Source organism: Sulfurovum zhangzhouensis (genome assembly GCF_030347965.1).
GTDB lineage: Bacteria > Campylobacterota > Campylobacteria > Campylobacterales > Sulfurovaceae > Sulfurovum > Sulfurovum zhangzhouensis.
In genome coordinates this window covers 45,453-64,125 of the sequence record NZ_JAQIBD010000001.1, presented here as the reverse complement: position 1 = coordinate 64,125, position 18,673 = coordinate 45,453, and the positions used below count along the sequence as shown (strand labels likewise).

The 18,673-nt window shown below is 38.6% G+C and carries 20 protein-coding genes; 14 read left to right on the top strand and 6 right to left on the bottom strand.

All coding sequences use genetic code 11. The annotated features are described in order from the left end of the window. Positions 1–44: 44 nt before the first annotated feature. From PGH07_RS00350 to mrdA, 9 genes are read left to right on the top strand one after another with little or no spacing between them, the layout of a single operon-like run. The gene (locus PGH07_RS00350) at positions 45–827 is read left to right on the top strand and encodes a septal ring lytic transglycosylase RlpA family protein (protein WP_289411900.1); all 783 of its coding nucleotides are present in this window, start codon (positions 45–47) and stop codon (positions 825–827) included. A gap of 22 nt (positions 828–849) precedes the next feature. Continuing rightward, the gene (gene hisB / locus PGH07_RS00345) at positions 850–1,422 is read left to right on the top strand and encodes an imidazoleglycerol-phosphate dehydratase HisB (protein WP_289411899.1); all 573 of its coding nucleotides are present in this window, start codon (positions 850–852) and stop codon (positions 1,420–1,422) included. Next, entirely contained in the window at positions 1,419–1,916 is a 498-nt protein-coding gene (locus tag PGH07_RS00340; RefSeq protein ID WP_289411898.1) for a KdsC family phosphatase, read from the top strand. Before hisB ends, PGH07_RS00340 begins: the two co-directional genes overlap by 4 nt. Next, entirely contained in the window at positions 1,907–2,419 is a 513-nt protein-coding gene (lptC, locus tag PGH07_RS00335; RefSeq protein ID WP_289411897.1) for an LPS export ABC transporter periplasmic protein LptC, read from the top strand. The genes PGH07_RS00340 and lptC overlap by 10 nt, the downstream gene beginning before the upstream one ends. A 31-nt stretch (positions 2,420–2,450) precedes the next feature. Further along, positions 2,451–2,915, top strand: a complete 465-nt coding sequence (gene lptA / locus PGH07_RS00330) for a lipopolysaccharide transport periplasmic protein LptA (RefSeq protein WP_289411896.1) — start codon at positions 2,451–2,453, stop codon at positions 2,913–2,915. 22 nt (positions 2,916–2,937) lie between these two features. Further along, complete coding sequence (gene yihA / locus PGH07_RS00325; RefSeq protein ID WP_289411895.1) at positions 2,938–3,561, top strand: ribosome biogenesis GTP-binding protein YihA/YsxC; 624 nt, start codon at positions 2,938–2,940, stop codon at positions 3,559–3,561. Then, positions 3,558–4,040, top strand: coding sequence for an N-acetyltransferase (locus PGH07_RS00320; RefSeq protein WP_289411894.1), 483 nt, complete (start codon positions 3,558–3,560; stop codon positions 4,038–4,040). The genes yihA and PGH07_RS00320 overlap by 4 nt, the downstream gene beginning before the upstream one ends. Continuing rightward, positions 4,033–4,491 (top strand): hypothetical protein, encoded by a 459-nt coding sequence (locus tag PGH07_RS00315; RefSeq protein ID WP_289411893.1) that lies wholly within the window; start codon positions 4,033–4,035, stop codon positions 4,489–4,491. The genes PGH07_RS00320 and PGH07_RS00315 overlap by 8 nt, the downstream gene beginning before the upstream one ends. Next, complete coding sequence (gene mrdA, locus PGH07_RS00310; RefSeq protein WP_289411892.1) at positions 4,488–6,290, top strand: penicillin-binding protein 2; 1,803 nt, start codon at positions 4,488–4,490, stop codon at positions 6,288–6,290. The genes PGH07_RS00315 and mrdA overlap by 4 nt, the downstream gene beginning before the upstream one ends. A gap of 65 nt (positions 6,291–6,355) precedes the next feature. Here mrdA and PGH07_RS00305 read toward each other — a convergent pair whose 3' ends face one another. The 4 genes from PGH07_RS00305 to PGH07_RS00290 form a co-directional block, all read right to left on the bottom strand. Beyond that, positions 6,356–7,597 (bottom strand): alginate export family protein, encoded by a 1,242-nt coding sequence (locus tag PGH07_RS00305; protein WP_289411891.1) that lies wholly within the window; start codon positions 7,595–7,597, stop codon positions 6,356–6,358. A gap of 73 nt (positions 7,598–7,670) precedes the next feature. Beyond that, positions 7,671–8,468: an ABC transporter ATP-binding protein gene (locus tag PGH07_RS00300; RefSeq protein ID WP_289411890.1), complete on the bottom strand. Its 798-nt coding sequence runs from the start codon at positions 8,466–8,468 to the stop codon at positions 7,671–7,673. Continuing rightward, positions 8,468–9,283 carry a nitrate ABC transporter permease gene (ntrB, locus tag PGH07_RS00295; RefSeq protein WP_289411889.1) on the bottom strand — a complete coding sequence of 272 codons (816 nt, stop codon included), beginning with the start codon at positions 9,281–9,283 and terminating at the stop codon, positions 8,468–8,470. Before ntrB ends, PGH07_RS00300 begins: the two co-directional genes overlap by 1 nt. 154 nt (positions 9,284–9,437) lie before the next feature. Beyond that, positions 9,438–10,817, bottom strand: coding sequence for a CmpA/NrtA family ABC transporter substrate-binding protein (locus PGH07_RS00290; protein ID WP_289411888.1), 1,380 nt, complete (start codon positions 10,815–10,817; stop codon positions 9,438–9,440). Between the two features lie 164 nt (positions 10,818–10,981). On the opposite strand from PGH07_RS00290, the gene PGH07_RS00285 reads away from it, so the two are divergent. Genes PGH07_RS00285 through PGH07_RS00275 form a run of 3 tightly spaced genes read left to right on the top strand, consistent with a single transcriptional unit; the run spans position 10,982 to position 15,804 of the window. Further along, positions 10,982–12,970, top strand: a complete 1,989-nt coding sequence (locus PGH07_RS00285) for a molybdopterin oxidoreductase family protein (protein WP_289411887.1) — start codon at positions 10,982–10,984, stop codon at positions 12,968–12,970. Beyond that, on the top strand, positions 12,963–14,240 hold the full coding sequence (gene cobA / locus PGH07_RS00280) for a uroporphyrinogen-III C-methyltransferase (protein ID WP_289411886.1): 1,278 nt from the start codon (positions 12,963–12,965) through the stop codon (positions 14,238–14,240). The genes PGH07_RS00285 and cobA overlap by 8 nt, the downstream gene beginning before the upstream one ends. Further along, positions 14,215–15,804, top strand: coding sequence for a ferredoxin-like domain-containing protein (locus PGH07_RS00275; protein WP_289411885.1), 1,590 nt, complete (start codon positions 14,215–14,217; stop codon positions 15,802–15,804). The genes cobA and PGH07_RS00275 overlap by 26 nt, the downstream gene beginning before the upstream one ends. 17 nt (positions 15,805–15,821) lie before the next feature. On the opposite strand, the gene PGH07_RS00270 is transcribed toward PGH07_RS00275, so the two are convergent. Then, positions 15,822–16,211 (bottom strand): hypothetical protein, encoded by a 390-nt coding sequence (locus PGH07_RS00270; RefSeq protein ID WP_289411884.1) that lies wholly within the window; start codon positions 16,209–16,211, stop codon positions 15,822–15,824. 143 nt (positions 16,212–16,354) lie between these two features. Further along, positions 16,355–17,254, bottom strand: coding sequence for an AEC family transporter (locus PGH07_RS00265; protein WP_289411883.1), 900 nt, complete (start codon positions 17,252–17,254; stop codon positions 16,355–16,357). A 109-nt stretch (positions 17,255–17,363) separates the two neighbouring features. Here PGH07_RS00265 and PGH07_RS00260 point away from each other — a divergent pair, with 109 nt between their 5' ends. Continuing rightward, entirely contained in the window at positions 17,364–17,618 is a 255-nt protein-coding gene (locus tag PGH07_RS00260; RefSeq protein WP_289411882.1) for a hypothetical protein, read from the top strand. Between the two features lie 106 nt (positions 17,619–17,724). After that, on the top strand, positions 17,725–18,306 hold the full coding sequence (locus tag PGH07_RS00255; protein WP_289411881.1) for a cytochrome b/b6 domain-containing protein: 582 nt from the start codon (positions 17,725–17,727) through the stop codon (positions 18,304–18,306). The last annotated feature ends 367 nt before the right edge of the window (positions 18,307–18,673 follow it).

Sequence of the window (18,673 nt, the reverse complement as noted above, 5' to 3'; positions counted from 1 at the left end):
AAATAAAGAGATAATATTAGCTACTATTTGGCAGCGGGACTACTATGCGGAAAACCATCTCTTTTTTATCGATTTTTGTATTATTGTCACTGAGCTTCATTTTTACAGGATGTTCCCAAAAAAGCGGTACCTGTAAGGCAACAAAATATACCAGTTTAGCACGACAAAAAGCAACGATGCGTGACTACACGGTACTTGGAAAACGTTATCATCCGACGTTTGTGGAAGTTGGAGACAAGATGAAGGGAATCTCCAGCTGGTATGGTCCTAACTTCCATGGAAAGCAGACAAGTAACGGTGAATGCTACGATATGAACGGACAAACCGCTGCACACAAAACCTGGCCGATGGATACCATGGTGAAAGTAACAAACCTTGAAAACGGTAAAAGTACCATTGTCCGTATCAATGATAGAGGTCCGTTCGTGAAAGGACGTATCATTGACTGTAGTTATACTGCAGGTAAACAACTAGGGCTGGACCGTATGGGGATTGCCCGTGTTGAGATTCAGGTTGTAGGATTTGCCGGTAAGGTCACACCGCAGGAAATCATTGCCAAACAGCAAAAAACACATACACAAGAGCGTGTGATGATCTCGGATTTTGGTGTACAAGTGGGTGCTTTCCGACGTTATCAAGGTGCACAGATCTACAAGGGACAGTACGGATCATTGGATAAACGTTACCAACCTCTCATCAAGCGTTTTGATGATGTAGATGGTGCACCGCTTTATAGAGTTTGGATCATGGGTTTCAGGTCTGAAGAAGAAGCAAGAGATTTTATTGATAAATTCCATCTTTCAGGTGCATTTATCATCAGACAATAGGTCTGTAATTTGAGGAGTAATAATGATTGAAGTAAATAGAGAAACTAAAGAGACACAGATTACTGTCAAGTTGAATCTTTACGGTAAGGGAGAAGCTAAGATAGATACTGGGGTCGGCTTCCTTGATCACATGCTTGAAGCATTTGCAAAACACTCTTATATAGACCTTGAAGTGAAGTGTACGGGTGATACGCATATTGATGACCACCACTCAGTAGAAGATGTTGGTATAGCTATCGGTCAGGCATTACATAAAGCAATTTATCCTGTTCAAAACATTGAGCGTTACGGTAATGCAACAGTGGTAATGGATGAGGCTAGCATTACTTGTGATCTGGATATCTCTAACAGGGGTTTTTTGGTCTTTGAGCTACCGATAGGCGGTAAGGTAGGGAACTTTGATGTAGAGCTTGTAGAAGAGTTTTTCAGAGCCTTTACATTCAATGTACCTTTGACACTGCACCTGATATATAATCGCGGTAAAAATAAACACCATATCATTGAAGGTGCCTTTAAAGCATTGGCTGTTGCATTGCGCAGAGCAGTAACGGTCAATGAAAATGCAGGTATCCCAAGTACCAAGGGTGTTCTATGAGTATTGAACTGATCGTGTTGGATGTTGACGGTACTATGACCGACAGCCGTATCACATACAGTGAAGCAGGTGATGAGATCAAGTCTTTCAATGTAAAGGATGGACTTGCTATCGCTTCATGGCGTAAGTTGGGTAAACAAGTAGCGATCATTACAGGAAGAAGTTCCAAAATCGTTGAAAGACGTGCTAAAGAGCTCCACATAGAACACTTTTATCAAGGGGTAAAAGACAAAAGAGTAGTGTTAGAGTCATTGTTAGAGAAACTGGATCTGAAGATGGAAAACGTTGCGGCAATCGGTGATGATCTCAATGACCTCAGAATGTTAAAAGCGGTTCAGCTTTCATTTGTACCTAGCGATGCATCAAGATATGTAGATAAAGAGGCCGATGTAGTACTAAGTAAAAAAGGCGGAGACGGTGCTGTACGTGAAATGATAGAGCGCCTGATCATACAAGAAGGGCTTGAAGAGAAGTATCTGCAGCTATGGGTTTAAGATTAGAATATATCATTTCTATTATCGTTGCATTGATATTTGTAAGTTTTTTTCTTATCAATATAGAACAAAAATCTCGGCAAAAAAATGAAAGTACCAAACAGTTGGCATTTTCAGATACAAGATTGATCGAAGTTGATACTCAAAAAATTTTGGGTTTGGCACATAGCCGTTATGGTGTATATGAAAATAAAACTTTAATTTTGAGTGATATTATCTATCATACTGATACGGTTAATCTTTTGCAAGCACAAAAAGGTATCTATAAAGGTGACTACCTTTTTTTGGAAGGCAATGTAACGTTAAATCAAAAAAACGGATTTGACTATACGGCACAAAAGGCTGCTTATAATCAAAAGAGCGAAGTACTCTCGATAGAATCTCCTTTTGAAGCACATATGAATAAGAATATAATTTCGGGAATTAACCTGGTCTACAATATGAAAGAAAAGAAGATCACAGCTCAAAAGATCAAAGCGGTAGTCTTCACGTTGGAAAAATAATGTATAATAACAAAACTTTAAAGGCGGTCTCATGGTAAAGATAAAATTCATTCTTTTTTTTATTTTCTCTGTAGCTCTTTTCGCTGACAAAGTTGAGATCACTTCCGATGCAATGCAGGCTGAAGAGATGAAAAAAGAAGTACATTTTATCGGCAATGTCAAGATAACCCAGCTTAAAAGCTGGATACACGGAGATCGGATGATCGTGTATTTTGATGATAATAACCAGACTAAAAGATATGAAGCTATCGGCAGAGTAACTTTTGAGTTCAAAAAAGACAACCATTTCTATAAAGGCAGTGCGAATAGAGTGATCTATGCACCCTTGGATTCCCAATATATCCTCAGAGGAAATGCCAAGATAGAAGATATGATCAATAAACGTCATATCAACGGGGAGCATATAAAACTCGATCTTACTTCAGGTTTGGCGAGTGTAATAGGGAATAAACAAGATCCCGTGAAGTTCATTTTTGAAACAGAAGATACAAAATAGTAAATAAAAGGATAGAGAGCCTGTGGAATCACCTAGAATTATTGAAGCAGAATTTATAAAATCAGCACAAAGCATACAGGATTCTCTTCCTGAGGACATGAGTGAAGTGGTTTTCCTTGGACGTTCGAATGTAGGTAAAAGTTCTACATTGAACTTGCTGACCAATCGTAAAAACCTTGCAAAAAGTTCTGCTACACCGGGAAAAACACAGTTGATCAATTTCTTTGAGACAACCTACAAATATGGGGAAGAACGCTATCCTGTACGATTTGTAGACCTTCCTGGATTTGGATACGCCAAAGTCTCAAAATCGCTCAAACAGGTTTGGCAGAAAAACCTTGTAGAGTTTATTAAGGAGAGGGTATCGATACGTCTCTTTATACATCTAAGGGATGCAAGACATCCACATGCAAAGATTGATGATGACGTAGAAGCATATATCACTGAGTTTATACGTCCTGATCAGCGATATCTTACGGTATTTACAAAGATAGATAAACTCAACCAAAAAGAGAAAAGCAAGCTCAAAAAGGATTTTCCTGGAGCGATTACTATCTCTAATCTCAAAAAAAGCGGGCAGGATAGAGTGCATAAAGAGATATTAACTACAATCTTTGATATCAAAGAGCCAGGAGATGAGTCGTGATAGAACTTGTCAAAGCCAAGCTTAGTGATATACCTCAAATGCAGTCACTTGTTGCAAAAGAGGTTAAAGAAGGGACTATCCTAAATAGAACCGAAGATGAAGTAGCAACAAATATCCGATCTTATGTGCTGGCAAAAGATGGAGAGAAAGTGGTAGGGTATACTGCTCTGCATATTCACTCCAGAAGACTTGCAGAGATAAGAAGCCTTATCGTTGATGAAGCCTATAGAGGTCAGCATATCGGGAAGAAAATGGTTGAGTATACACTCGATGAAGCAAAAATGCTTGAAGTACAGGAAGATGTACTGGTATTAACCTATAAACCGGTCTTCTTTGAAAAACTTGGCTTCAAAGAGATCAACAAAGAGGTGATCCCGGAACATAAAATATGGGCTGACTGTATCAAGTGTATCCACTTCCCGGTATGTAATGAGGTTGCTTTGGTATATAAACTCTCAAAATGGGAGAATGATGCGTAAGCATAAACCGTCAATCAAACTCCCATTTCTACTATGGACCCTTACGGTCATATTTATTGTTTTCTACCCAATGCTCATCTCTATTTATGTTTTTTTGCCTCTCTTAATCGGTGTAATGGGGTACCTTTTGATGCTTGGTATAGAAAATGAGAAAAAATCGTATATTTTCGCATCACTGGTCTACTTTATAAATCTAGAGATAAACCTTTCTCTACCGTATTTCTTGACGATCATTACCTCATTGGTTGTGTATGTACTCTTTTTTCATTCTTTACTGCACCTTAGAAAATGTAAATTGTGTACGCCGATCATCACTGTGATACTTTTAGATTTTTTCTATCTTGGTTCTCTTTTAACCTATGATTTCATCTTTCAAGAGACTACGATTATGTTGGATAATATACTTCTTTATTCTTTAGTGATAGATCTGCTTGTGGTGGTGATACTGTGAAATACAAGTTTGTCTTATTGATTTTCATGACGATATGGGGGATCATGATAGCTAGACTCTATCATCTCAGTATCAAGTCAAACTACTACTATGAAGAGCTGGCTCAAGAAAATATCGAACGTAAACAGTTTATCAAACCGGTAAGAGGGGAGATCACTGATCGACACGGAAATTTGTTAGCGATGAATCAAATGGGGTTTTCAGTCTCCATCCTTCCTCACTTGAAAAGAAAACCCGAAAAGCTGGAGAATATTGTTGATAAGATTGTAGATACTTTTCCTGACCTCAATAAAACAGTGATGATGAAAGTCTACAACAAGTATGACTCTCCTTACAACCATGAATACATCAAGGTGGTAGACTTTATCCATTATGCCGATATGATGGGAGCATATCCATCGTTGAGCCTACACCCTGAGATCAAAATTGAAGCAGAAACAAAACGCTATTACCCTTATGGACAGTATTCTGCACACATCGTCGGTTATACAGGGAAATCAAATAAAAAAGAGAATGACAGGGATGCTGTTGTAAAAGAGATAGGAAAGATCGGGAAAAGTGGTCTGGAAAGTCAATACAACAGTGTATTGCAAGGTGAGTTGGGATATCTGGTCAGCAAAGTAACAGCAACCAACAAAGCGATTGAAGAACTTGAGAAAGTACCGCCTAAGGATAATAAAAACATTAAACTTAACATCGATATCAACCTCCAAAAGATGATACATGACCGTTTCGGAGATGATGCCGGTGTGGCAATTGTTATGAGGACAAACGGAGATATCCTTGCTGCTGTAAGTTATCCTTCTTACGATCCAAACCTTTTTGTTGGAGGGATCAGCCATAAAGACTGGCAGGCATTACAGGAAAATGTGGACAAACCATTTACCAATAAGATCATACACGGTGCTTATCCTCCGGGATCCACGATCAAAATGGGAATGGCACTTGCATTTGGACAATCCAAAGAAGGCATATTGGAAAGTGATGAGTACTGTTCAGGATATATCACTTTAGGTAAGAGTAATCACAAGTTCAGATGCTGGTCACACTGGGGGCATGGAAAAGTAGATCTCAAAAAAGCGATTAGAGAGAGCTGTGACGTTTATTTTTATAACAAAAGTCTCAAAGTAGGGATCAATGCTATTGCAAATAACCTCAGGGAGTTCGGATTGGGAGTAAAAACAGGTATTGATTTGCCTCAAGAGTATGCTGGTGTGATTCCGGATAAAGATTGGAAGCAAAAACGTTATAAACAACCGTGGTATATGGGTGAAACTGTCATTGCATCGATAGGCCAGGGGTATGATCTTGTAACGCCTTTACAAGTTGCACGTTATACAGCTTTACTTGCTACAGGAAATCTTGTAACACCTAAACTTGCACAAGTCATTGACGGCAATGCCGTAGAAAAAGAGAGTAAGCCTATCACCGTGCAAAATCGTTATCTGCAGACTATCAGAGAGGGAATGTATGAAGTGTGTAACACTCGGAAAGGTACAGCATACAGTACGCTCAGTAATCTTCCTATCGTAGTGGCCGGGAAAACAGGTACATCGCAAGTTACTTCTATTCCGCAATCCACGGTAAAACGTCTGAAAGAAGAGGAATTGGAGTATTACCATAGGTCACATGCTTGGATTACCACCTATGCACCGTATAAAGATCCTCAATATGTAGTCATTGTACTAGTTGAGCATGGTGGACATGGGGGAAGTAGTGCTGGGCCGATTGCAGCAGATATCTATAAATGGCTTTATAATAAGGGTTATTTTAATAAATCCATGATGGATGAGTTCTAAGTATTGGAAGTAGATAATTGATAGACCATTCTTTTCATAGAAAGAATGGTCATGCTTGTTATGGCCTAGAATCTATAATCAAGCTGTACCCAGTACTTAGTTACATCATTTAGTGCAGCACTGATCACAGAGTTAGATTCGCCCGAGAAGAAAGCTGCTTTAGCCAAGAAATCTAGATCATTGGAGATTTTATAGCTATATGCTATATCTATCTCGCTACCTGCATCGTCACTAAGCATACCATCTGTCTCCTGCGCAGTGAAGTTATGATAGAATGCCAGGATCGTTCCGTATTGAGGATCGGCATAACCTATTTTTGCATAGAAATCATTCAAACCATAGGTGTTGCTTCCTGCCGTATATCCTAAGAATACATCAGCAAATCCTTGCCATTTATGCAGTGTAGCAAGCGGGGTCGTAAAACCGTGGTCATGTCCGTCCGCATCTCCTATCGACTCATAGGCAGCACCTAGGATAAATCCATTGTAATTCGTACTGATATCCCCTCTAAAATACATTGCATCCACTGCAGGTTCTCCTGCATTTTTGTACTCAAGGCTTGCATCTTGTTGTGTAGCTACTTCTGCAATATAATTAAACATACCGACTTTTCCCGATGCCATCAGGCCGTAGGTGTTACTGCTTGAACCTATCAGATATCCATATGCAGAGAGTTTCATTTCAGGCATTGCCTTAAAATCTGCATGAAGAAGCACGGTTTCAGTTCCACTAGATAATGCATCTGTAACACCATAACGATCTGTTACATAGGATGCCATTAGATTGAGGTTTTCTATAGAATTATTTGTTACGGTATAGCCCATAAATGTTTGAGGCATTTGTCTCCAGCCTACGGCACCTACAAATCTCTGGTCATCAAGGTTAACCATCTGACGACCCACACGAATAAGTGTTCCCCCCGTTTTATAATCCAGGTAAGCCTGTGTGACGCGTTCATTTTGTGGATCTGCGATCACTGCATATCCTGACTTTTCCGGTGCATACTCATCATATCCGAAGTTTGTTACAGCCATGATCTGACCAAATGCACTAAGACCCTCAATAGCACCAATATCTGCACCTACTGAGAGTGCAAAACGTGTAGTGATCGCATTGGCTTCATCATTTATACTATCATCTGCATATTCATAACGTGTACGAAGTTCACCACTGTATTTTACGTCTGTAAAGATCCCTATATCAGTTCCCTTCTCTTGTTCAACCTTTACAGATTCCTGTGGTGTGATATCTCCTCCAGCCATTACCATAACAGATGCGGCTATAGACAGCAAAATTTTATTTTTCATTTATTTACTCCTTTTATTATTTTGTTCAATGAAATCTCTTTGTTTATTGGTTATAGAATGCTTTTGTATTATCTTACTCATCCTCCTTCGCAAATTTTTCATATAGGAAGCTGAGGATCGCTTCACGGCATCTGGTATATTCCGGGTCTGTTTGAAGCTCGACACGATTTCTTGGACGTGGTAAATTCACTTCCAGTATCTCACCGATTGTCGCTTCAGGGCCATTGGTCATCATGATGACTCTGTCACTGAGCAGTACTGCTTCATCTACGTCATGCGTGATGATAATGACCGTGTTTTGTACATTTTGCTGTATACGCATCAAGTGTTCCTGCAGATTGGCACGAGTGAGTGAATCCAATGCACCGAAAGGTTCATCCATCAATAGTACTTTAGGTTTGATGGCTAATGCCCTTGCGATACCTACACGTTGTTTCATACCACCACTGATCTCGTCTGGCAATTTGTCTTTGGCATGATCCAGGTTTACCATCGTTACAAACTTCTCCACTCTCTCTTTGAGTTCTTGCTTGTTCAACTCTGGCATGACTTTTTTAACTGCCATTTCGATGTTTTGATACACTGTCAGCCAAGGGAGTAATGAGTGATTTTGGAACACTACTGCACGATCAGGTCCTGGTCCTTTGACCTCTTTACCAAGAAGATAGATATATCCGTCTGTCTGAGCATCAAGTCCTGAGATCATGTTAAGCAGAGTGGACTTACCGCAGCCACTATGGCCAATGATCGAGATAATCTCATTTTGTTTGATCTCAAGATTTACATCTGTAACAGCGATATAATCCTTTTTCCCTGGAATAGGAAACCTTTTCTCAATATTTTCTAAATGTAAAAACTTTTGTGCACCCATTATGCTCTTCCTTTCTTTCTATAGTCAAAAAAGTCTGCTATTTTTCCCATGATAAGATCGAGTAAAAATCCAACCAAACCAACGATGATAATACCAATGATGATGTTGTAGTAGTTCAGGTTGTTATACTCATCCCAGATCCAAAATCCTATACCGATACCACCTGTAAGCATTTCTGCAGCAACGATTACTAGCCATGCAATCCCCAATGAGAGTCTCATCCCGGTAAAGATAAACGGAACAGCAACAGGTAGAATGATCTTTCTGATCTTTTCCATAGGAGTGAACTGTAACACTTTAGCAACGTTCATATAATCTGGGCTGACATTACGTACTCCAAGTGCCGTGTTGATAATGATCGGCCAGATGGAAGTGACGAATATAGTAGAGATAGCCGTCATATTGATATCCTGAAAGATAAATAGCAACAACGGCAACCATGCAAGAGGTGAAACCGGTTTAAAGATCTGTATAAACGGATCAAAAGCGTACTGTGCACTTTTACTCATACCGATCATTAGTCCAAGAGGTACACCAACGATAATAGCCAGAGCAAATCCTGAAAAAACTCTCTCAAGTGATGCGATGATCTGCCAGAAAATCCCTTTATCATCTTCATTTTCTATATAAAACGGGTCATTAAGAACTCCTTTCATCTCATTGCCGTCTGCCGTAACTCCTCCAAAGGCAGCGACATAGGTATCACTTGGAGTAGGGAACTCTTCAACCATTGTAGCGATCCATGACCACACAGCTATCAACGCAAAAAACACGATGAAGGGCAGTATGATCTTTTTTGCGAGTTCATTTTTCATTTTATTCCTTTTTATTAATTAACTATTGCTAAACACTATGTTGTATTTACAAGTACCTGAAGAGTCAATGTTACATGTGATCTTCATCGAGGAAATAGGAGATTCTTCCCTTCAGGCACGTATAAATACAAAGCATAGTGCTTTGTATTTCTTATTATTTTGTGACAAATTTTGGATCAGCACATCCAGCAGGTCCATATGGACATACATATTCCGGTTGTTTTGTTTCAACTGTCCAGTTGTTTTCTTTAAGAAGATCCTCTTTGCTTACTTTAGGGTTTGTGACTTCAAAACTGTAGATATAGTCGATAGCCTTGTTTGGATCATAAACTTTACCATCCATGAATTTGTTATACTCATCAATACCGTCTATTTTCCATGGACTCGGTGGAAGTGAATAGCCTACCTCTTTTGCAGCCTCAGCGAACAAGTCAGGTCTATAGACCTTTTCGATCACTTCCTTCATATTGACTGCTTTATCAATTTGTCCCCATCTATACATTTGTGTGATAAACCACATACCATGGCTGTAAAATGGGTAAGATGCATAGTAGTTGGCAAAAACGTTAAACATAGGATTTGGCTCAGACTCTTGTCCTTTTAGATACTGAAATGTTCCGATCATCGATTTTTCAAGAACATTTACCGGTGCTTTCACATAGTTAGGTTTGCTGAGAATCTTTGCTGCCTCTTTTCTGTTTTCCCATGATGCATCCAGCCACATCTGTGCTTCTATAATCGCTTTTATAACTGCTTTAGTGGTCTCCGGGTATTTATCTACAAAGTCTGCACGTGTTTGGAGTACTTTTTCAGGATTGTTGTTCCAGATATCATAGTTTGTAACCAATGTAGAACCTTTATTAGTCATGACGATACGTTCATTCCATGGCTCACCTACGCAATATCCCTCGATATTTCCTGCAATAAGGTTAGATGGCATAGTAGGTGGCGGAAAAGGTTTGATCGTTGTATCTTCATCCGGTTTGATCCCGGAAGTTGCCATCCAGTATCTGAGCTCATAGTTGTGTGTAGATACCGGGTGTACCATACCGAAGTTGAGTGGCTGATACTTGTCTCCTTCAGCTTTATGTTTCGCATCAATGTACATTTTAAGTGCTTCTGAACCAAGCGGACGTTTTTTGTCATCCATACCGTATTTTTTCATTTCTTTAATGATCTTGTTCCCGTATGTAATACCGTTTCCATTATAGTCCAATGATAGTACAGCCTGTAGATGGGCATTGCCATTGATTCCGAGTGTTGCTGCAATCGGCATGCCTGCAAGAGCATGAGAAAAATCATATTCACCGTTGATTACTTTTTGTTGTATACCAGGCCAGCCGCCACCTTCTTTTTCTACGTCTACATTCAAACCATATTTGCTAAAAAATCCTTTTTCTTTTGCAATAACGATCGGTGCACAGTCAGTTAATGCGATAAATCCAATTTTAAGATCTTTCTTTTCTATCTCTGCGAGTAGAGTAGAGGTAACTAAAGATAGGCCCAAGCCTATTTTCAAAACTTTTCTTAACATTTTTACTCCTTAAATTTACATTAAATTGCTTTGATGTGAAAATAGTAACATACTAATATGTACTAAATAACCAAACAATTGATTATTTTTTAATCATAAGAATCTTAATTTTACATTAATATGGGTCTATAATGGGGAGAAGAAAAAGTTACAAGGTAATGAATATGATTAAGTCAGTATGCGGATATTGTGGTGTAGGTTGTGGATTGGAATATGATGAAAAACAACTTATAGGTAATATTGCCTACCCAACAAATCAAGGGAATCTCTGTTCAAAAGGAATTTCTGAACTGGTTAGTATGCAAACGCCTACAAGATTGCTAAGACCATATATGAGATCAAGTATAGAAGATACATTTGAATTAACTGATTGGAAAGATGCAATATCGGTAATCGCTGATCGTATCAATAATACCAATAAAGATAAAATCGGATTTTACCTCTCAGGACAGTTATTAACAGAAGACTACTATATAGCAAATAAACTTGCAAAAGGTTTTATAGGTACAAATAATGTAGATACCAACAGCCGTACCTGTATGGCAAGTGCAGTTGTTGCCTATAAAAAGGCTATAGGAGCAGACTTTGTACCGGTACGTATGAATGACATCTTCAAATCTGATCTACTCATATTAACCGGAGCTAATACGGCAGAAGCACATGTTGTATTTCATAACAGGATCAAAAAAGCTAAAAAAAATGGACTCAAAGTAGTTGTAATCGATCCAAGAAAAACAGATACAGCAAACATAGCGGACCTATATCTACCGATCAAACCGGGAAGTGATATAGACTTTTTCAACCTTGTATCAAAACGTTTAATAGATGAAGAAAGATACGATAAGGAGTTTGTAGACCAACATATAAATAACTTTGAGCTACTTAAAAACAAGTTCAAACGTGTACCTGTCACCAAGATGCTCAAACGTACAGGATTGACCTCTGAAGAATTTGATGCTTTCTGGCAACTTTACATAGAAAGCAATAACATTATCACCGCTTGGACAATGGGCTTAAATCAGTCTGTACAAGGGGTAGATAAAAATCTGGCACTGCTTAATACGCATTTACTTACAGGAAAAATATTTAAAGATGGATGTGGACCACTCAGTCTGACCGGACAACCTAACGCTATGGGAGGGAGAGAAGTAGGCGGACTCTCTACTATGTTGGCAGTACATCTCGGTTTTGATGATGAGAGTATCAAAAAGGTATCAAAGTTTTGGAAGACTGATAAGATAGACAACAAACCGGGATTGACCGCTACGCAAATGTTGGAAGAAGACCTTGAGGTTATTATCATCTGTCACACAGACCCTATCTATCATCTACCTAATAGAAAAAGAGTGGAAGAACAGATCGCCAAGATCCCTCTGGTCATAGAGATCAATGCCTATGATAATTCTGAAACTGCCAAATACGCACATATCAGACTTCCTGCAGCTCCCTGGGGAGAAAAAGAGGGTACACAAACAAATCTTGACCGTACGATCACCAAACAAGAACGTCTCACCCGTACATCCATAGACTGTAAACCTGACTGGGAGATCTTTCAGCTGATAGCACAGGAGCTAGGATATGGTAGAGCATTTAAGTTTGAAACACCAAAAGAAATATTTGAAGAGTATCAGAGAATGACAAAGCTCAATGATTATATGGACATCTCAGAGGCAGACTATGATGAGATCACGCATAGACCGTTTATATGGGGAGAAAAGATCAAACATTTTTTAACATCGGATAAAAAAGGAAATCTTTTCTTTGTAGAAAACAAGTTATTGAGTGAAAAGACCAGTTTAGAGTTTCCTTTTCTGCTCATGACAGGTAGAACAAGGGATCAGTGGCATAGCGGTACCAAGACAAATCTACCGCAGACCTTGCTAAAACACAAACCGTTGAACTTCTGCGAGATACATCCTAATGATGCAAAGAACCTTGGGATTAATGGTGGCGACACCATCAAGGTTGTTTCTAAAAGAGGAGAGCTTATTACAAAAGCTATGTTGACTGAGAACATCCATGAAAAATGTATCTTCATTCCTATCAGTAACCGTGAGATCAACTATCTGACAAATGATTTGCTAGATAGAGAATCTTTGCAACCGGATTACAACCATAATGCAGTAAAAATAGAAAGGATAGATCATGCCTAGTACACTTCCCATTTTGTTAAAAGATCAAAAGGTACTCTTGATTGGCGGAGGAAATGTTGCACTTCAAAAAGCTGAAGTACTTGCCGATAATGAAATCAAATTTAGAGTCATCTCACAAGAGATCAACAGTGCCATTGAAAAATTGACCGATAAACTTATCCAAAAAGAGTTCAAGCTCAAAGATATCGGTGAAGAGTATATTATCATTGATGCAACGGGAAATCCGAAGGTTACAAAAAAACTTTTAAAATATAAAAAGAAACATCAAATACTGCTCAATGTTGTCGATCAACCAAAATACTGTGATTTTTATTTTATGGCACTTACCAAGAACAGGCCTCTGCAGATTGCAGTATCGAGCAATGGTGCAAGTCCGACTGCAGCCAAATATTTCCGTGATCAGTGCGAAGCAATGATACCAGAGGATATTACTGCCTATCTCGTACAAAAACAAAAAGAACGCGATCATGGACTTATATGCATACAAGATACTATCAAGGAACTAAAGTTCAAAAGTTCAAAGGTCTATCTTGTAGGCTGTGGTATCGGAGATCCGGAACTTCTTACCCTCAAAGCATATAAAATCATACAAAATGTCGATGTGGTTTTGTATGATCATCTCATCAGCAATGATATCATGGCATTGGTACCTAAACACACTTTAAAAGTATTTGTCGGTAAACAAAAAGGATATCACTCCAAGTCACAAGATGAGATCAATGCACTTATTTTGCATTATGCAAGTCAAGGAAAAAAAATAGCAAGGCTAAAAAGCGGCGATCCTTTTGTTTTCGGACGAGGGGCAGAAGAACTCATGGTACTGACGCAACAGCATATCGATACTGAGGTGATACCGGGTATCAGTTCATCTATATCTGCACCTTTAATGGGAAATATCCCTGTAACTGCGAGAGGCTATGCAAGCGGATTTACAGTTGTTTCAGCCCATCTTAGAGGTAATCGTATCAATCTTGATTGGATTGACCTTTTGGCCAAAGAGAACCATACTGTTGTTGTCTTAATGGGCTTAAGTCGTATCAAGGAGATTGTCGATGAAGCAATCAAATTGGGTATATCTTCCCATAAGCCATGTGCTGTGATCTCTAATGCCAGCAGACCTGATCAAAAGATCCTCACAACAACAATAGAACATTTACAAAGAGATGCAGAAGATATGCCAAGACCGGCGATTATAGTATTTGGTGATGTAGTTACATTTAAAACACAACTTACAGGAGTAGAAAATGAGCAAATTGCAGCAAGCTTTTAACGAACGAAATAACAAAATCAATAAGATCGAAAAGATAAAAGAACTCAAAACACCGATGAGCATCTATAATCGCTTAAATAGTATCTCATCGTCAGGATTGGAGTATCTAAAAGAAGAAGATTCAAGTTTTTTCCTGAAATGTTTTGGAGCCTTTTTAAAGAAGGATGGAAAATTTATGCTCAGGGTACGTATCCCTGCAGGGCAACTCAACATAGAACAGGCGACAAAGATTGGAGAGCTTTCCAAGGTATACGGTGAAGACTATATCGATATTACAACCAGACAGCAGATAGAACTTCGATATATCAAACTGGAAAACCTATATACGGTCATCAAGGAGCTTGAAGAGGTGGGAATATCTACTTTTCAAACCGGTGTAGATAACTTTAGAAATATCGTAACAAGCTCATTTGACGGGTTAGGGGATCTTAATATCATCAAGACTAAGCCGTTCATTGATGAGCTTCAATCCATCTTTTTAAAAGAAGAAGAATGGATAGGTACGTTACCACGTAAGTTCAATACTGCCATGCTCGGCATACCAATGAATGACTGTAATATCTATGGACATGACTGCTGTTTTATACTTGCACAAAAAGATGATGATATCGGTTTTAATCTTTATTTAGGGGGAAGAGTAGGTGTTCAGGCAAGTGATACAGGTCTTTTTATTAAACAAAATGAGGTGAAGGCTGTCTTTAATGCGGTGATCCATCTCTTTAAAGAGTATGGTTTCAGGGACAACCGTAACAAAAATAGACTGCATTTTCTACTAGAAGCAGTCGGTATGGATGCATTTGTTGATGCAATTAAAACCCAAAGCGGTCTTCTCTTTGAAAGTAGCGGCAAAATATTGGCCACTGAGGAGTTTATGCTGGATGAGAGCGGGGTATTAGATCTTGGCCAAGGGACTTCTGCGGTACATATAAGTATACCAAGCGGTATCTTTACCGGAGAAAGCCTTATTGAAGTTGCTAACATTGCAGCACAGGCTGATGGCGAGATAAGGTTAAGTGTAGAACAAAGTCTGTACATTATTACCGGAACAGAAAAGGTCACTACGATCAAAGAATCACTTTTATTTAATATCTATCAACGATATCATAACACCTACTTCAACCATCAGATCGCATGTGCAGGAACAGCGACATGTGCATTTGGTGTCATAGAGAACAAGCCGGATGCCATTGAGATGGCAAATTTTCTACAAAAGGAAGTACCTATTCCCGGTGGAAAGGTACGAATGTACTGGAGTGCCTGTCCAAAAGGTTGCGGGATACATGGAGTAGCTGATATAGGTTTTGAAGGCTGCATTACCAAAGACAGTACGGGTGAAAAAGTAGACGGTGTTCATATTTTTCTTGGGGGAAAGGCAACGCGTGAGGCAAAAGAAGCACGTGTTCTTTATAAATCTGTTCCGTTAAAGGAAGCCAAATTCAAAGTAAAAAAGCTTATGGAACTTTACAAAGCCAAAAGAGAAAACGGAGAAAGCTTCGAGTCATTTGATAGCAGAGTACTTAGCAGTCTGAGCATAGAAGAGATAGTGGAAATGTTAGATAAGTAATATAGTTATCTTTTACGTTATTGAAAGCTTTTACCTTTTGCTGCAGGCATATATATGTTAACTTCCTCACTTTTTCTTAGAAATGCACTGTAAGTTTTATCCTTTTCCAGAAGAGGAACAGGTGAGGGGCCTACCCATCCCCTTGGCCTTGATGTAAAAGTCGTATAAACAATAGTAATTCGATCATTTTTCTTCAAGCCACTTTTTGACCGTCTTACTTCTAGTACTTCAGCGACTACATTTACACGTGTCTCTGTAAATAAAGATACATTAGTTTCTACACTATTTATTTTAATAAGCAGTAATTCGGGTGCATTTTTCTGAAGCTCTTCATACACATATGGAGGGAGTTCTGCCAACAGTTTTGCTGAAAATAAAAGAGTAATATTAAATAAAAACTTTTTCATTGTTCCTTCCTATTCTTCTTATTATAATACAGAAAATAGAAATATTTTTTCAAGATGAGGATAAAAGAGAAATAATTATTGGTGTAATTTCCAATGATTTTAGTTTACGATAGTACCAAAGCTTCAAATTGAGAATCTACTGATCAGTGAATCAAGCTATGCAATACGGGGAGTGTTATAAAAGCGATCAAAGTTCCTAAGCCCACAATAGCTGATGTGAGTCTAGGTGCCAACCCTGCAAGTGTAGCCATCACACCCGCAGTGATCATCGGGCCCATACCTGCTTCAAACATAGTCACTTGGGCGATCATTCCGCCTCCAGCAAACAAGGCGATTAGTCCCCATGCAACAAAAGGAGACCAGATCAATTTGATTGCCAGTGCACTAAGAAATGGTGAGAACTCTTCTTTAGGGAGTTTGATCACCAGTTGAAAACCGACTGCAACCAATGCCAGCGGGATAAGTGTTAATGCAAATCCCTCGAGCACCTTGGTGATCCATTCAGGATAAACTATACCATTGAGCATCAGGCCTAAAACCAAGGTGATAAACGGTGGAAATGTCAAAATCTTTATAAGTATATTTTTAAACCGTAATTTTCCGCTCTCTCCGTATACAGCAGTGATAATGGAACCATAGACAGCCAGTGCGATAAATGTAGCGGTCTGATCATAGATCAGGGCATAGGGAACAAACTTATCTCCGAAATATGCCGTGACCATAGGTATACCTACAAATGAGGTATTTCCAAGTACTGCGACAAGCAGTAATGAACCGACAACCTCTCTTTTCCATTGAAATACTCTGTTCAAAGCAAGTACCATGAGTGCACTGAGAGCCATGACTCCCCACGGTACTAAAGCTGGGATGAGTATCTCTTCATTAAAGGTCAGTTTGGGTATCTGGAGCAATATCATTGCTGGCAGAGAAACATAGATAACAAACAGATTCAGCGTAGTCGCAGTATCTACCGGGAAAAACGAAAATCTTTTAAATACAATACCAATAATGATAGCGATGAATATGATCGATAAATGTTCCATAGGTCGGATATTAGCCAAAAATGTTTAAAACTAAATAGATGTTTTCAAGTAACAGCCAGGTAACAATCTCATTTTATAATTTCCAATATTTATTAAAAAAGGATCAATTATGAAAAAAATCGTATTAAGTGTTTTGTTGGCAAGTTTCGGACTTACTTCAGCAGTAATGGCAGAAGGAAATCAAAAGAAAAATCAGTACTCTTATGAATATCAGAAAAAGCAGGAAGCACAAGCTAAAAATCAGTATAAGAATCAATACGAGAATAAAAATGAATACTCTTATCAGGGAACAAATCCGAATATGGGAAGTATGTTTGGCTCAGGTATGAGCATGGGTATGGGCGGTGGCAGAGGTAACCGTTAATCAGGAAAAATTGTATATAATACTTCTTAAGTTAGCAAGTAATTTTACTTGCTAATTGAATACTTATTCAAGTAATTACACTTCCCCCCATCAGAAGGAACTATCTATGAAAAAATGGCGTTTAGATTTTATAGTTTGGCATTGGGTACATGCAGCAGTAGTATTAGGATTACTAGGCACTGTATTTTTAAGAAAAACATTTTTAAGCTGGAGAACGAATAGCGAAATCCTCACGCAGAAACTTTCAGCAATGAATCTGGAAGTCACAGCAGATCAGGCAAAATCGCTAGCAAGAGCTATACGGGCGCCTATGTGGGAATGGCATATTATTCTTGGATATGCATTAGCTGCATTATTGGTCTGGAGGATTTTGCTTTTCTTTACTGAAAGCGGTAAACAAAACTATAAAAATTTCAAAGAAGATAATCTTCATAAAAAGATTGTAAAAGCAGGGTACCTTGCTACTTATGGTGTTCTTATTATAATGGCTGTGAGCGGATTATTGATACATTTTGATGATGCACTGGGCATTTCTGATAAAACAGCTGAAATGCTTAAAGAGGTTCATGAATTTCTTTATAATTTTATACTCATCTTTGTTCCACTACATATCATTGGTATTTTGATTGCAGAAAACCGCGATGAAAATGGAATTACCTCGGATATGATTAATGGTGGAAAGAAATAGAAAATAACAGGTATATCTTCGTTTATTACATGAACGCGTTACTATATCCAAAGGTATAGTAACGGCTCAACCTGCTGCAAAACTCACCGATCTGTCAATCCAATGAACTCTCAGGGTAATATCTCCACCGATTAAAGGAACTCGTGAAGAACATGTATACTTGAGAGAAGTAGGGCTTATCTTCAAAGAATTCAATTAGTACACCAGTACATTGGCAGCTTCTGCCAAGCTTTCAAAATAAAGTATGTTATTTTTTTACGATATGCTTTTCCCATTTCCTGTCTTGATCCACGTTGATGGTTTTTGCGGTACTGAAGAAACCAGGATGGGTTTGTATTTTTTTGTTTAACATTCTGAAATAAAACCT

What these genes read in the sequence shown, in the direction of transcription:
- PGH07_RS00305 (WP_289411891.1), bottom strand. Translation starts at nt 7,597, where the DNA reads ATGAAAAATAAAATTTTGCTGTCTATAGCCGCATCTGTTATGGTAATG.
- PGH07_RS00275 (WP_289411885.1), top strand. Translation starts at nt 14,215, where the DNA reads ATGAGCAAATTGCAGCAAGCTTTTAACGAACGAAATAACAAAATCAAT.
- PGH07_RS00290 (WP_289411888.1), bottom strand. Translation starts at nt 10,817, where the DNA reads ATGTTAAGAAAAGTTTTGAAAATAGGCTTGGGCCTATCTTTAGTTACC.
- PGH07_RS00350 (WP_289411900.1), top strand. Translation starts at nt 45, where the DNA reads ATGCGGAAAACCATCTCTTTTTTATCGATTTTTGTATTATTGTCACTG.
- ntrB (WP_289411889.1), bottom strand. Translation starts at nt 9,283, where the DNA reads ATGAAAAATGAACTCGCAAAAAAGATCATACTGCCCTTCATCGTGTTT.
- PGH07_RS00285 (WP_289411887.1), top strand. Translation starts at nt 10,982, where the DNA reads ATGATTAAGTCAGTATGCGGATATTGTGGTGTAGGTTGTGGATTGGAA.
- cobA (WP_289411886.1), top strand. Translation starts at nt 12,963, where the DNA reads ATGCCTAGTACACTTCCCATTTTGTTAAAAGATCAAAAGGTACTCTTG.
- PGH07_RS00315 (WP_289411893.1), top strand. Translation starts at nt 4,033, where the DNA reads ATGCGTAAGCATAAACCGTCAATCAAACTCCCATTTCTACTATGGACC.
- PGH07_RS00255 (WP_289411881.1), top strand. Translation starts at nt 17,725, where the DNA reads ATGAAAAAATGGCGTTTAGATTTTATAGTTTGGCATTGGGTACATGCA.
- PGH07_RS00300 (WP_289411890.1), bottom strand. Translation starts at nt 8,468, where the DNA reads ATGGGTGCACAAAAGTTTTTACATTTAGAAAATATTGAGAAAAGGTTT.
- lptC (WP_289411897.1), top strand. Translation starts at nt 1,907, where the DNA reads ATGGGTTTAAGATTAGAATATATCATTTCTATTATCGTTGCATTGATA.
- PGH07_RS00260 (WP_289411882.1), top strand. Translation starts at nt 17,364, where the DNA reads ATGAAAAAAATCGTATTAAGTGTTTTGTTGGCAAGTTTCGGACTTACT.
- PGH07_RS00340 (WP_289411898.1), top strand. Translation starts at nt 1,419, where the DNA reads ATGAGTATTGAACTGATCGTGTTGGATGTTGACGGTACTATGACCGAC.
- PGH07_RS00270 (WP_289411884.1), bottom strand. Translation starts at nt 16,211, where the DNA reads ATGAAAAAGTTTTTATTTAATATTACTCTTTTATTTTCAGCAAAACTG.
- lptA (WP_289411896.1), top strand. Translation starts at nt 2,451, where the DNA reads ATGGTAAAGATAAAATTCATTCTTTTTTTTATTTTCTCTGTAGCTCTT.
- hisB (WP_289411899.1), top strand. Translation starts at nt 850, where the DNA reads ATGATTGAAGTAAATAGAGAAACTAAAGAGACACAGATTACTGTCAAG.
- PGH07_RS00265 (WP_289411883.1), bottom strand. Translation starts at nt 17,254, where the DNA reads ATGGAACATTTATCGATCATATTCATCGCTATCATTATTGGTATTGTA.